A 14,273-nucleotide genomic window follows, 5' to 3' on the forward strand; every position below is an offset into this window, starting at 1 on the left:
AAGACGCTATGGCAACGTCGAACGAATAGACAACATACAGGAGATGATACAAATGAACATTGCTTGGAAGGCCCGTCTCGGACAGGCCATGGTGGCGGCAACTACAGCCTGGGGGCTGCTCACGAGCGCGCAGGCGCAGTCCGTCCAGGGCGTCACGAATACCGAGATCGTTCTCGGCACGCATCAGGATCTGAGCGGCCCGGTCAGCTCCATCGGCAGTCATTTGAGGGATGGCCTGCAACTGGCCGTCGACGATATCAATGCGGCAGGCGGTGTCCATGGCCGCAAGGTCCGACTGATCGTCGAGGATTCCGCTTTCGACCCGAAAAAGGCGGTCCTCGCAACGCAGAAGCTGGTTAACCAGGACAAGATTTTCGCACTGATCGCGCCGTTAGGTTCTGCGCCGGTGCAGGCATCGATGAACATTGCGCTGGAACAGGACGTCCCGCTACTGTTCGCTGGCACACCGGCCGACTTCACATACAAGCCCTTTCACAAGCTTAAGTTCGGCCTGGCCGTTCCCTATGGCGAACAGGTAAGGGCAATGACGAAGTACGCAGTCGAGAAAATGGGTAAGAAAAAGTTCGGCATCCTGTACCAGGACGATGAGACCGGCCAGAACGTTCTGCGCGCAGTCGAGGAGCAGCTGAAAGTACATGGCATGGCCGTTGCCGAGCGGGCAAGCTATAAGCGTGGCGAGGTTGATTTCTCTTCCCAGATTAGCCGGCTAAAGGCTGCCAATGTTGACGTGGTCATGCTGGGTACGATTGTGCGCGAAACGGCGGCTGCCAAGATGGAAGCACGCAAGCAAGGATGGCCGGTGGACATGATGGTTAGTCAGGCCGGCATGTATGAAACTGTCATCAAAATTGCGGGCGAGGCAGCGGAAGGATTGTATGCAATGGCACAATATCTCCCGATCCGCACGCAGGAACAAACGCCGCCACTGCAGGCTGCGGTCAAGCGGTACCAGGATAAATTTAACAAGGAGCCAGATGACGGCATGGTCTACGGTTATCTCGCGATGTCTGTATTTGCCGAGGGGGCACGCAACGCGGGCAAGACCTTGAACCAGGAAACGCTAGTTAAAGGTTTGGAGCAAATCCGGAACTTCAAGACAGTGTTTGCCGCCACGCCAGTGTCCTTTGGCCCGAATGAACGTCTCGGCAGTCGGTCAGCGATCCTGACACAGGTGAAGGGAGCGAAATTCGTTCCGATCACGGGGCCTCTCGATTATTAAAACCACGCGCCGCAGCAGCGGCGCCCTTTGACTATGCACAATACGATTCTCAGCGGCCAGTTTGCCGCACTTCCCAACGGCATGCGCCTTCATTATGCGTCGGCGGGAACGCCCGGCAAGCCGCTGCTGCTGTTCGTGCACGGCTTCCCGGAATTCTGGTACGAGTGGGAGGCGCAACTTCACCATTTCGCCCGCGACTACTTCGCGGTCGCTCCGGACTTACGCGGTTTCAATCTGTCTTCCATGCCGGACGCCTTGGAATCCTACAAGGCAAAGCACATTGTCGAAGATTTACGGCTGTTTGCAGAACACCTCGGGTACAGCCAATTTGTGATGGTGGCGCATGACTGGGGCGGGGCCATTTCTTGGAACTTTGCAATCTCCCATCCACAGTATCTACACAAGCTAATCAACATCAATTCGCCCCATCCCTATTTGTTCTGGAAGGCGTTGATGAATGACTCGGCCCAACGGGCGGCAAGCGAATACATGAACTGGTTGCGTGCAAAAGGGTCGGAGACGGTCCTCGCGCGCAATGATTTCGCGCTGCTCGAAGCGTTCATGAATGCCAAGGGTCGCACCCCGACGCCTTGGTTTACCGCTGAGGTGCGTCGACAATACCATGCGTGCTGGGCACGCGGCTTGACGGGCGCAGTCAACTATTATCGGGCCTCGCCGCTGCATCCGCCCACAGGCGATCATCCCGGCCCGCTAAAGTTCAACCTGGCTGCCGAGGATTTCCGTATCCGCATTCCTGTCCGGGTGATCTGGGGCGAGAGCGACGTGGCACTTCTCACTCCTTTAATCGAGGGGATTGAAGATCTTATCGACGATGTGATCGTGGAACGAATTCCGGAGGGTTCACACTGGCTCGTTCATGAGCAACCGGATCGGATCAATCGGCTCATTCAGGGATTCCTGGATCAATAGGCGAGCCGAATTTCGATCTGCAGCATGTTTTCGCAAGACGGCGCACCCAACCGACGGTAACGTGTCTCCAGGATGAAGCGATTCCCGGTATGTACGGCCGGGAACGGAACCACAGGAGCTTTCATGGGACGCGTTGACAAACTCTTCTTAAACAATCAGCTATGGTCCGCGCGGCGAGTCGCGGACGATCCCGGGTTTTTTACCCGCCTTTCCCAGCAGCAGTCGCCCAAGTACCTGTGGATCGGATGCGCAGACAGCCGTGTGCCTGCCAATGAAATCATTGGGCTCGATCCCGGCGAAGTGTTCGTCCATAGGAACGTCGCCAACCTGGTAGTCCATACCGATTTGAATTGCCTGTCTGTGATCGAGTTCGCCGTCGACGTTCTTGGCGTCGATGACATCATGGTGGTAGGTCACTACGGTTGCGGCGGTGTCGGGCTAACGCTGGGCGGCCGGCGCCCGGGCCTTGCCGACAACTGGTTGCGGCATATCGACGACATCAGGGACCGCCACAGCGCACAGCTAGACGCATGCGCGAAATCTGGTAACGCACATAATCGGCTGTGCGAACTGAACGTGATCGAACAAGTCGCAAACGTCTGTCGTACCTCAATCGTGCAGGCGGCGTGGCGGAAGGGGAAGTCGCTGTCAGTGCATGGCTGGATCTATGGCCTCCACGACGGGTTGCTGCGCGACCTCGGTATAACAGTTTCGTTGCCTAGCCACCTGCATGAACGATATCAACGGGCCATTCAAACCGCTCCTGATCACTCACATCCTGCAAGGCCGCAGCCGGTGTGTTGCGGAAGCCACGAAGGCTGATTTTTTTGGAGCTAAGATTGACGTTTACGTAAACGTCAATCTTAGCTGATTTGCTGACAACATTTTTAGAACGCGAATGAACATGATTTACTTGCCCGGCTTGACCTTTGACCATGGCGAAGACATCGCCGCGCTGCGCGAAACCGTGCAGCAGTTCGCGCAGGCCGAAATCGCGCCGCGCGCGGCCGAAATCGACCGCACCGACCAGTTCCCGATGGATCTCTGGAAAAAGATGGGCGAACTCGGTCTGCTCGGCGTCACGGTCAGCGAAGAATACGGCGGCACCGACATGGGCTATCTTGCTCACATCGTCGCGATGGAAGAAATCTCTCGCGCCTCGGCCTCGGTCGGCTTGTCGTATGGCGCGCATTCCAATTTGTGTGTGAATCAGATCAAGCGCAACGGCTCCGAAGAGCAGAAGCAGAAATACCTGCCCAAACTGATTTCCGGCGAGCATGTCGGCGCACTGGCGATGTCCGAGCCGAATGCCGGCTCCGACGTGGTCAACATGAAGCTGCGCGCCGACTGGAAAGGCGACCGCTGGGTACTCAACGGCACCAAGATGTGGATCACCAATGGTCCTGATGCCGACGTGCTGGTGGTCTATGCGAAGAATGACATCGAAGCCGGCCCGCGCGGCATGACCGCCTTCCTGATCGAAAAGGGGTTCAAGGGTTTTTCGGTCGCGCAAAAACTCGACAAGCTCGGCATGCGCGGTTCGCACACCGGTGAACTGGTGTTCCAGGATTGCGAAGTGCCTGCTGAAAACGTGTTGGGCGGTCTCGGCAAGGGCGTCAATGTGTTGATGTCCGGTCTCGACTTCGAACGCACCGTCTTGTCCGGCGGACCGCTGGGGATCATGCAGGCGTGCATGGATGCGGTGGTGCCGTATATCCATGAGCGCAAGCAATTCGGCCAGCCGATTGGTGAATTCCAGTTGATGCAAGGCAAGATCGCTGACATGTACTCGACCATGATGGCGTGCAAGGCGTATGTGTACGCAGTCGGCCAGGCTTGCGACCGCGCGAAGAACCCGGAAGCGGTGCGCGCGCTGCGCAAGGATGCGGCCGGCGCGATTTTGTATTCGGCGGAAAAGGCGACCTGGATGGCGGGCGAGGCGATCCAGACGCTGGGCGGCAATGGGTATATCAATGAATATCCGGTTGGCCGCCTGTGGCGCGATGCGAAGCTGTATGAGATTGGTGCGGGAACGAGCGAGATCCGCCGCATGCTGATTGGCCGCGAATTGTTCGCCGAGACTAAATAGGGGGCCGAACATGACAATCCTCGATTCCAAACTCAATGTCCGTTCGGACGACTTCAAGAACAATGCCGCCGCGATGCAGGCGCTGGTCGATGACCTGAAAGCGAAAGTGGAAAAGCTGGCACTCGGCGGCGGCGAAGACGCGCGCAAGAAGCACACCGCGCGCGGCAAGCTGTTGCCGCGCGACCGCGTGCAAATGCTGCTCGATCCCGGCACGCCCTTCCTCGAACTGTCGCAGATGGCCGCGTACAACATGTACGACAATGCCGCGCCGGCCGCCGGCGTGATTGCCGGCATCGGCCGCGTGGCAGGGCAGGAATGCATGATCGTGTGCAACGATGCGACGGTGAAGGGCGGCACGTATTACCCGATCACGGTCAAGAAGCATTTGCGCGCGCAGGAAATCGCCGACCAAAACAACCTGCCTTGCATTTACCTGGTCGATTCCGGCGGCGCCAATCTGCCGAACCAGGACGATGTGTTTCCCGATCGCGACCACTTCGGCCGCATCTTTTTCAACCAGGCCAACCTGTCGGCCAAGGGTATTCCACAAATCGCGGTCGTGATGGGTTCCTGCACCGCCGGCGGCGCTTACGTGCCGGCAATGAGCGACGAATCGATCATCGTGAAGGACCAGGGCACGATCTTTCTCGGCGGCCCGCCGCTGGTGAAGGCAGCGACCGGCGAAGTGGTCAGCGCGGAAGACCTCGGTGGCGGCGACGTGCACACCCGTTTGTCGGGCGTGGTCGACCATCTGGCGAAGAACGACCTGCATGCGCTGTCGCTGGCGCGCACCATCGTCGGCAATCTCAACCGCCAAAAGCCGCAACAACTCGTGCTGCGCGAGCCGGTCGCGCCGAAATTCGATACGCATGAATTGTATGGCGTGATCCCGACCGACACCCGCAAGCCCTTTGATGTGCGCGAAGTGATCGCGCGCATCGTCGACGCCAGCGAATTCGACGAATTCAAGGCCCGTTACGGCACCACGCTGGTGTGCGGCTTTGCGCATATCTTCGGCATGCCGGTCGGCATCATCGCCAACAACGGCATCCTGTTTTCGGAATCGGCATTGAAGGGTGCGCACTTCATCGAGCTATGCTGCCAGCGCAAGATCCCGCTGGTGTTCCTGCAAAACATCACCGGCTTCATGGTCGGGCGCAAGTATGAAAATGAAGGCATCGCGCGCAACGGCGCCAAGATGGTGACCGCGGTATCGACTGCGGCGGTGCCCAAGTTCACGGTGATCATCGGTGGCAGTTTCGGCGCCGGAAATTACGGCATGTGCGGCCGTGCGTATTCGCCGCGCTTCCTCTGGATGTGGCCGAATGCGCGCATTTCGGTAATGGGCGGCGACCAGGCGGCTAGTGTGCTGGCGACCGTCAAGCGCGACGGCATCGAAGGCAAGGGCGGCAGCTGGAGCAAGGAAGAAGAGGAAGCCTTCAAACAGCCGATCCGCGAACAGTACGAGCACCAGGGCCATCCTTACTATGCGACGGCCCGTCTGTGGGACGACGGCGTGATCGATCCGGCCGATACCCGGATGGTGCTGGGACTGGGACTTTCCGCATCGCTGAATGCGCCGATTCCCGAGACCAGGTTTGGCGTGTTCCGCATGTGATGTGGCTGCAAACCAAAAGCAAAGGACGATCATGAACTGGCAGACACTGGATGTGAAGATAGAGGACAGAGTGGCTACCGTCACGCTGAACCGGCCCGATGTGCGCAATGCCTTCAATGAAACGACGATCGCCGAAATCACGCAGGCATTCGGTGAACTTGGCAAGGATCACAACTTGCGAGCCATCGTACTGGCGGCGAATGGTCCGGCCTTCTGCGCTGGCGCCGACCTCAACTGGATGAAGAAGATGGCCGGCTATACCCACGAGGAAAACCGCGCCGATGCGGCTCAGCTCGCGGAAATGCTGCGGTCGATTTACGCCTGTCCGAAGCCGGTGGTGGCGAAGATACAGGGCGACTGCTATGCCGGCGGCATGGGGCTGGCGGCGGTCTGTAATATCAGTGTTGCCGCCGAGACAGTTCATTTTTGCCTGTCTGAGGTCAAACTTGGCCTGATTCCCGCGACAATCTCACCCTATGTCATCAAGGCCATGGGCGAAAACGCCGCGCGCCGGTATTTTCTGACGGCAGAACGTTTTTCCGCGCAGGAGGCGCACCGCATCGGTTTCGTGCATGCGGTGACTACCGCCGATGCGCTCGACGCGTCCACCGCCGAGATCGTCAAGGCGCTGGTATCGAACAGTCCCCATGCAGTCCGGCAAGCCAAGCGCCTGGTGCAGGATGTGGCGAGCGCGCCGCTGACGGAGGAGCTGATCGCCGACACGGCGGTGCGCATCGCCGATATCCGCAGTTCCGACGAGGGACGCGAGGGCGTGCGCTCCTTCCTGGAAAAGCGCAAGCCGGGGTGGCTGGAGTAAGCGAGATGAACTCTTGCGCCCTTTGATGGGTTATGGAGCTACAAATGAAACCATGTCAACCTGGCGACTGGGTCGCGCGTAGTCTGACTAGCGTCTGGCATCCGTGCACACAGATGCAGCACCATGAAACGATGCCACTGGTGCCGGTCAGCCACGGCCGCGGCGCCTGGCTGTTCGGCACCGACGGCAAGCGCTATCTGGATGCCATCAGTTCCTGGTGGGTCAACCTGTTCGGCCATGCCAATCCTCGCATCAATGCCGCACTGAAGGAGCAACTCGACCTTCTCGAGCATGCGATGCTCGCCGGCTTTACTCATGAACCGGTGATCAGGTTGTCGGAGCGGCTTGCCGTCCGCACGAATCATGTGCTCGGCCATTGCTTCTACGCGTCCGACGGTGCGTCGGCGGTCGAAATCGCATTGAAAATGAGTTTTCATTTCTGGCGCAACAGCGGCCAGACCGACAAGCGCGAATTCGTTTGCCTGCAGGGCAGCTACCACGGAGAGACCATCGGCGCGCTGGCGGTCACCGACGTGGCGCTGTTCCGCGATGCCTACGGTCCGCTGTTGCAGCAGGCGCATGTGGTCGCCACGCCGGATGCGCGCACTGCGGAAGTCGGCCAGAGCGCGGCCGACGTCGCGCGCCGCGCGGCGATGCAACTGGAACAACTGCTGGCCGACCGCGCCGACAAGATCGCCGCCGTCATCGTTGAGCCGCTGGTGCAGTGCGCGACCGGCATGGCGATGTACGACCCGACCTATCTGGTCGAAGCACGCGCGCTGTGCGACCACTATGGCGTGCATCTGATCGCCGATGAAATCGCGGTCGGCTGCGGCCGTACCGGCACCTACTTCGCCTGCGAGCAGGCCAATATCTGGCCGGATTTCGTCTGCCTGTCCAAGGGTATCAGCGGCGGTTACCTGCCGCTGTCGCTGGTGATGACGCGCGATGAAATCTATCGCGGTTTCTACGATGCCGATGTGAAGCGCGGCTTCCTGCATTCGCATTCCTATACCGGCAATCCGCTGGCTTGCCGCGCGGCGCTGGCCACGCTCGACATCTTCGAACAGGACGATGTGCTCAATTGCAATCGCGAGCGCGCGACGAGGCTGACGACGGCATTGAAGCCGCTGGCCGAAGACAAACGCGTGGCGCACTTCCGTCAGCGCGGCATGATCTGGGCCTTCGATGCGATCACCGATGATCCGGCGTTCTCGCGCAAGTTCTTTACCGCTGGCCTGCAGCACGAATTGCTGCTGCGTCCGATCGGCCGCACTGTCTACCTGATGCCGCCTTATGTCCTGAATGACGAAGAGATCGACGGCCTGGCCGTCCGTACACGTAAGGTGTTCGATGAAGTGATAGGAGATTAAGATGCGATTACTTGGCCAACTTGAACAGCAACTGCACCAGCTGGATCGGCAAAAGCTGCTGCGCCGCCGCCGCGTCGCCGACATGCCGTGCGCGCCGCATGTGACAGTCGACGGCCGGCCGATGTTGGCTTTCTGCAGCAACGATTATCTCGGCCTGGCCGCGCATCCGCGCCTAGTCGAGGCGCTAAAGGAGGGCGCGGAGAAGTACGGCGTCGGCAGCGGCGCCTCGCACCTGATCAGCGGCCATTCCCGTGCGCACGACCTGCTGGAAGAGCGTTTCGCCGGACTAATGTCGCCCTATATCGAACAGGCACGCGCTCTGACTTTCTGCACCGGCTACATGGCCAACCTCGCTGTGCTGACCGCACTGGCTGCCGTGTCGGGACGCGACACCGACCTGTTTTCCGAATCGCTGAACCATGCGTCGCTGATCGACGGCGCGCGTCTGTCGCGCGCCAACGTACAGGTTTATGCGCATGGCGATGTCGAGGCATTGGAAGGCTTGCTCAAGGCCAGCGCGGCGAAGACGAAAATCGTGGTGACCGACAGCGTGTTCAGCATGGATGGCGACCTTGCGCCTCTGCCGGCGCTGCTGGCTCTGTGTGAACGACACGATGCCTGGCTGGTGATCGACGATGCGCATGGCTTCGGGGTGCTGGGCGCCAATGGACATGGCGCGCTGGAACACTTCCGGCTGCGTTCGCACAACCTGATCTACATGGGCACGCTCGGCAAGGCTGCCGGCGTGGGTGGCGCCTTTGTCGCCGCGCATGCCACCGTGATCGAATGGCTGGTGCAGCGCGCGCGGCCGTATATCTACACCACCGCCGCGCCGCCGGCGCTGTCGCATGCGCTGCTGGCCAGCCTCGACCTGATTACCGGCAAGGAAGGCGCGGCGCGGCGCACGCATCTGCAGCAACTGATTGCGCAACTGCAGGATGGCTTGCGCCTGCGGCACTGGCAATTGTTTCCGTCGCAGACCGCGATTCAGCCGGTGATCATCGGCGCCAATGAGGAAGCACTGCGCGCTGCGGCGCTGCTGCATGCGCAGGGTTACTGGGTGCCGGCGATCCGCCCGCCGACCGTGCCGGCCGATACCGCGCGTCTGCGCATCACCTTGTCCGCGGCGCATACCGCCGCCGACGTCGCGCAACTGGCGCAGGCCTTCAATGCGATCGAACGCGAGGTAAGGCCATGAGCGCGAATATTGCCTATTTCATCACCGGCACCGACACCGGGATCGGCAAGACGCTCACCGCGAGCGCACTGCTGCATGCGCTGGTGCAGACCGGCGTGCGCGTCGCCGGCATGAAGCCGGTCGCCGCCGGTGCGGAACTGCGCGACGGTGTGCTGCATAACGAAGATATCGATGCGCTGGAGGGAGCCGCCAACGTGGTGCTTCCGCTGTCGCTGACCACGCCCTACCTGCTGCGTGAACCGGCCGCGCCGCATATCGCCGCGGCGCTGGAAGGTGTAAGGTTGGAACCTGGTCATATCCTGGACAGCTACCGCCAGGTCGCTGCCGCTGCGGATGCGGTGGTGGTCGAGGGCGTCGGCGGCTTTTGCGTGCCGCTGACCGAGCAATTTGATACGGCCGATCTCGCGCAGCGTCTCGCGCTGCCGGTGGTGATGGTGGTCGGCCTGCGGCTCGGCTGCCTCAGCCATGCGCTGCTGACCGCCGAAGCGATTGCCGCGCGCGGCCTGCAGCTTGCGGGCTGGGTCGCCAACGTGGTCGATGTGGAAATGTGCTATCAGGCAGACAACATCGACACGCTGCGTACGCGCCTGCCCGCGCCGCTGCTTGGCGTCATTCCGAGATTGCCCGCCGTTTCGCCGCCTGCGCTGCCATCGGCTGCCGCAGCCTACCTCGATTTTTCTAACCTGCCGAACTGGCCCGGTGCCGGCACGGCCGTAACCTTATCCTCCGAAGTTTCTGAAGCAAAGGAAGTCTGATGTCATCGCAAGCCATTACCTTTCACGAACTCCGCACTCCCGCCGCCGCCCGCGCGGCTGCCGCGCAAGCCTGGCCGGTGGAAAAGGTGCAGGAGTTGTTCAACCTGCCGTTTAACAAGCTGATGTTCCGCGCGCAGCAAGTGCATCGTGAAAACTTCGATCCGCAGGAAGTCGAACTCGCAACCCTGCTGTCGATCAAGACCGGCGGTTGCCCGGAAGACTGCGGTTACTGCCCGCAGGCGGCACGTTACGACACCGGCGTGACCGCGCAGAAGCTGCTGGAACTGGAAACCGTGCTTGAAGCTGCCCGCGCCGCCAAGGCCCATGGCGCGACCCGCTTTTGCATGGGCGCCGCCTGGCGCGGCCCGAAAGACCGCGATCTCGATCACGTGGAAGCCATGGTGCGCGGTGTCAAGGCGCTCGGCCTGGAAGCCTGCGCGACGCTGGGCATGCTGGAGGACGGGCAGGCAGAGCGCCTCGCCGCCGCCGGCCTCGACTACTACAACCACAATCTCGATACCGCACCCGAGTTCTACAACGACATCATTTCGACGCGCCGGTACGACGACCGCCTCGACACGCTGGACAAGGTGCGCAATGCGGGCATCAAGGTGTGCTGCGGCGGCATCGTCGGCATGGGCGAGTCGCGCAAGCAGCGCGCCGGCCTGATCGCGCAGTTGGCGAACCTTGATCCCTATCCCGAGTCAGTGCCGATCAACCACCTGGTGCAAGTGCCGGGCACGCCGCTGCATGGCCTCGATCCGCTCGATCCACTGGAATTCGTGCGCACCATCGCGGTGGCCCGCATCACGATGCCGAAGGCGCGGGTGCGCCTGTCGGCCGGCCGGCGCGAAATGGGCGAGGCGGTGCAGGCCATGTGTTTCCAGGCCGGTGCCAATTCCATCTTCTATGGCGACAAGCTGCTGACCACCGGCAATCCGGATGCGAATGCCGACATGGCGCTGCTGCAAAAGCTCGGCATGCGAGTCAAGCATACTCAAGTTGATGCGAAATTGTCCTGAATCTTTCAATATAAGAGGAAAGTAATTTGTTCACCAAAATCCTGATCGCCAATCGCGGCGAAATCGCCTGCCGCGTCGCCGCTACCGCACATCGTCTCGGCGTCAAAAGCGTCGCGGTGTATTCGGAAGCCGATGCCAATGCCAAGCACGTTGCCGTGTGCGAAGAATCGGTCCTGATCGGCCCGCCGCCCGCCAAGGAAAGCTACCTGCGCGCCGACAAGCTCATCGAAGTCGCGCTCGCGACCGGTGCGCAAGCGATCCATCCCGGCTATGGCTTCTTGTCCGAGAACGAAGACTTCGCCAACGCCTGCGCCAAGGCGGGACTGGCCTTCATCGGCCCGCCCGCCTCGGCGATTCATGCGATGGGCTCGAAATCGGCGGCCAAGGCGCTGATGGAAAAGGCGAATGTGCCGCTGGTGCCCGGTTATCACGGCGACAATCAGGATGCCGCCTTCCTGCAGGAACAGGCCGACAAGATCGGCTATCCGGTGTTGCTCAAGGCCAGCGCCGGCGGCGGCGGCAAGGGCATGCGCATTGTCGAAAAAAGCGCCGACTTCAAGGCCGCGCTGGAATCCTGCAAACGCGAAGCGATCAACAGTTTCGGCGACGACAAGGTGCTGGTCGAAAAATACCTGACCCGTCCGCGCCATATCGAAATCCAGGTATTCGCCGATACCCATGGCAATTGTGTCTACCTGTTCGAGCGCGACTGCTCGGTGCAGCGGCGTCACCAGAAGGTACTGGAAGAAGCGCCGGCACCCGGCATGACCGAAGAGCGCCGCCGCGCGATGGGCGAGGCGGCGGTCGCGGCGGCCAAGGCGGTCGGCTATGTCGGCGCCGGTACGGTGGAATTCATCGCAGAAGAAAGTCGTAACGGCGAGGACGGCAATTTTTATTTCATGGAAATGAATACCCGCCTGCAGGTTGAGCATCCGGTCACTGAAATGATCACCGGCCTCGATCTGGTCGAGTGGCAATTGCGCATCGCGTTCGACGAAACCTTGCCGAAGACGCAGGAACAACTGCGGATCCACGGTCATGCGCTGGAAGCGCGCATCTATGCGGAAAATCCGGAAAAGGGTTTCCTGCCCTCGATCGGCACGCTGCGGCACATGCACACGCCGCCAGCAGTCACCTTCCAGTTGGGCAATGGCGACGTGCCCGGCAATCCGGCTGCGGTGCGGATCGATTCCGGCGTGCGCCAGCATGATGCGATTTCGCCGTTCTACGATCCGATGATCGCGAAGCTGATTGTCTGGGGCAATGACCGGGAAGAAGCGCTGGCGCACATGTCGCAAGCCTTGTCGGAATTCCAGGTGGTCGGACTGGCCACCAATGTCGCGTTTCTGAAGCGCCTGGTGGAAAGCCAGCCGTTTTCGCAAGCCGATCTGGATACCGGATTGATCGAACGGCACCACGATGCCTTGTTTCCGCAAGCGCAACCGGCATCGGTGCACATCCTCGGCCTGGCGGCGGCTTCGTTGTTGTCGTCCGAGCAAAATGCAGGCGCGGCTGCGAATGATCCCTGGGCCAATACCAGCGGCTGGCGCATGAATGGCGTGCTTGCACGCACCCTGGAATTTGCCGAAGAAGCCAATACCTCTGTGCTGACTGTCGGTTACCGCGACACCGGCTGGAGCCTGGGACTGAACAATGCCGTGTCGGCCATGACCCTGGTCGAACGCACTGGCCAGCATCTGGTGATCAAGGTCGATGGCACGGCGATACGCGGCACGGTGGTGCGCGCGGGCGATGTATTTCATGTGTTTTCGGGCGGCGCGCATTATGTGCTCGACTACAACGATCCGCTCGCGCATGCGGGCGAAGCCGAAGCCGAAGGCGGCCGCCTGACAGCGCCGATGCCGGGCAAGATCGTCGCGCTGCTGGTCGAGCAAGGCAAGACCGTGGAAAAAGGCGCACCATTGCTGATCATGGAAGCGATGAAGATGGAACATACGATTGCTGCGCCGGCCAATGGCACGGTCGAGGAATTGCTGTATGCGGTCGGCGACCAGGTGGCCGAAGGCGCGCAGTTGCTGGCGTTCAAGGCGGCATGATTCATCGCTACCGCCAATAAGGAAATGAAGTTCCCTCCCTTTCAAGGGGAGGGCCAGGGTGGGGGCGCCCGGCGTAGGGATGGGTTCAGCAAGGACCGAAACCCATCCCTACGCCGGGCGCCCCCATCCCAACCTTCCCCTTGAAGGGGAAGGAGCCGTCAATGAACGATATCTGAGGGACCAACATGACCCTGCCCAGCAAAGTCAAAATCGTCGAAGTCGGCCCGCGCGACGGCTTGCAGAACGAAAAGGAAACCATCCCCGCCGAGGTCAAGATCGAACTGGTCGACCGCCTGACCGACGCCGGTTTCGTCAACATCGAAGCGGCTTCCTTCGTCTCGCCGAAATGGGTGCCGCAAATGGCGACATCGGCCGAGGTAATGGACAAGATCCGCCGCAGGCCCGGCGTGATCTATTCCGCGCTGACACCGAACATGAAAGGCCTGGAAGCCGCCATCGCGGCCAAGGCCGATGAAGTGGTGATCTTCGGCGCGGCGTCGGAAGCGTTTTCGCAAAAGAACATCAATTGCTCGATCGCCGAATCGATAGAGCGTTTCCGCGATGTGGCGCAAGCGGCCAAGCAACACCATATCCGCTTGCGCGGCAGCATCAGCTGCTCGTTCGGCTGCCCTTACCAGGGCGAGGTGCCGGCCGACAGCGTGGCCGACGTGGTGCGCCGGCTGCGTGAACTCGGCTGCGATGAAATCGATATCGCCGACACCATCGGCGTGGGCACGCCAAAGAAAGTGCAGGCCGTGATGGAACGCGTCGCGCGCGAATTCCCGATCGAGCGCCTGTCCGGCCATTTCCACGACACCTATGGCCAGGCGAGCGCCAACATCTACGCCAGCATGGAAGTCGGCATTGCGATTTTCCATTCCTCGGTCGCCGGTCTCGGCGGTTGTCCCTATGCAAAGGGCGCGACCGGCAATGTATCAACCGAAGACGTGCTCTATCTGATGCACGGGCTCGGCATCGATACCGGCATCGATCTCGACAAGGTGGTCGATGCCGGACAATTCATTTCTCAGCATCTCGGCCGCAAGGCGGTCAGCCGCGCCGGCAATGCGATTGCCGCCAAACGGGAAAACCTTTCGCACGCAGCCAATTGACGCAAGCCCGCACGCCGGCTTCGAACTACATTTTTCCTGATCAAACAAAGCGCAGGAGCGGC

General features: G+C 60.8%; 12 protein-coding genes. All 12 read left to right on the forward strand.

The genetic code is table 11. The annotated features are described in order from the left end of the window. Positions 1-52 precede the first annotated feature (52 nt). Positions 53-1,240, forward strand: a complete 1,188-nt coding sequence (locus D3871_RS18665; protein ID WP_158597979.1) for an ABC transporter substrate-binding protein — start codon at positions 53-55, stop codon at positions 1,238-1,240. Positions 1,241-1,273: 33 nt separating this feature from the next. After that, positions 1,274-2,170, forward strand: a complete 897-nt coding sequence (locus D3871_RS18670) for an alpha/beta fold hydrolase (RefSeq protein WP_119770585.1) — start codon at positions 1,274-1,276, stop codon at positions 2,168-2,170. Positions 2,171-2,293: 123 nt separating this feature from the next. After that, positions 2,294-2,992, forward strand: coding sequence for a carbonate dehydratase (gene can, locus D3871_RS18675; protein WP_119770586.1), 699 nt, complete (start codon positions 2,294-2,296; stop codon positions 2,990-2,992). Positions 2,993-3,074: 82 nt separating this feature from the next. After that, positions 3,075-4,259: an isovaleryl-CoA dehydrogenase gene (locus tag D3871_RS18680; RefSeq protein WP_119771436.1), complete on the forward strand. Its 1,185-nt coding sequence runs from the start codon at positions 3,075-3,077 to the stop codon at positions 4,257-4,259. A 10-nt stretch (positions 4,260-4,269) separates the two neighbouring features. Beyond that, positions 4,270-5,877: a carboxyl transferase domain-containing protein gene (locus D3871_RS18685; RefSeq protein ID WP_119770587.1), complete on the forward strand. Its 1,608-nt coding sequence runs from the start codon at positions 4,270-4,272 to the stop codon at positions 5,875-5,877. 31 nt (positions 5,878-5,908) lie between these two features. Then, complete coding sequence (locus D3871_RS18690; protein WP_119770588.1) at positions 5,909-6,694, forward strand: enoyl-CoA hydratase/isomerase family protein; 786 nt, start codon at positions 5,909-5,911, stop codon at positions 6,692-6,694. Between the two features lie 44 nt (positions 6,695-6,738). Beyond that, positions 6,739-8,067 (forward strand): adenosylmethionine--8-amino-7-oxononanoate transaminase, encoded by a 1,329-nt coding sequence (gene bioA, locus D3871_RS18695; protein WP_119770589.1) that lies wholly within the window; start codon positions 6,739-6,741, stop codon positions 8,065-8,067. Position 8,068: 1 nt separating this feature from the next. Next, entirely contained in the window at positions 8,069-9,265 is a 1,197-nt protein-coding gene (gene bioF, locus D3871_RS18700) for an 8-amino-7-oxononanoate synthase (protein ID WP_119770590.1), read from the forward strand. Then, positions 9,262-10,020 (forward strand): dethiobiotin synthase, encoded by a 759-nt coding sequence (bioD, locus tag D3871_RS18705; protein WP_119770591.1) that lies wholly within the window; start codon positions 9,262-9,264, stop codon positions 10,018-10,020. Before bioF ends, bioD begins: the two co-directional genes overlap by 4 nt. Further along, positions 10,020-11,042 carry a biotin synthase BioB gene (gene bioB, locus D3871_RS18710; RefSeq protein ID WP_119770592.1) on the forward strand — a complete coding sequence of 341 codons (1,023 nt, stop codon included), beginning with the start codon at positions 10,020-10,022 and terminating at the stop codon, positions 11,040-11,042. Before bioD ends, bioB begins: the two co-directional genes overlap by 1 nt. A 26-nt stretch (positions 11,043-11,068) precedes the next feature. Continuing rightward, positions 11,069-13,099 carry an acetyl/propionyl/methylcrotonyl-CoA carboxylase subunit alpha gene (locus D3871_RS18715; protein WP_119770593.1) on the forward strand — a complete coding sequence of 677 codons (2,031 nt, stop codon included), beginning with the start codon at positions 11,069-11,071 and terminating at the stop codon, positions 13,097-13,099. 185 nt (positions 13,100-13,284) lie between these two features. After that, the gene (locus D3871_RS18720; protein WP_119770594.1) at positions 13,285-14,211 is read left to right on the forward strand and encodes a hydroxymethylglutaryl-CoA lyase; all 927 of its coding nucleotides are present in this window, start codon (positions 13,285-13,287) and stop codon (positions 14,209-14,211) included. Positions 14,212-14,273 lie beyond the last annotated feature (62 nt).

The organism is Noviherbaspirillum saxi (assembly GCF_003591035.1).
GTDB lineage: Bacteria > Pseudomonadota > Gammaproteobacteria > Burkholderiales > Burkholderiaceae_D > Noviherbaspirillum > Noviherbaspirillum saxi.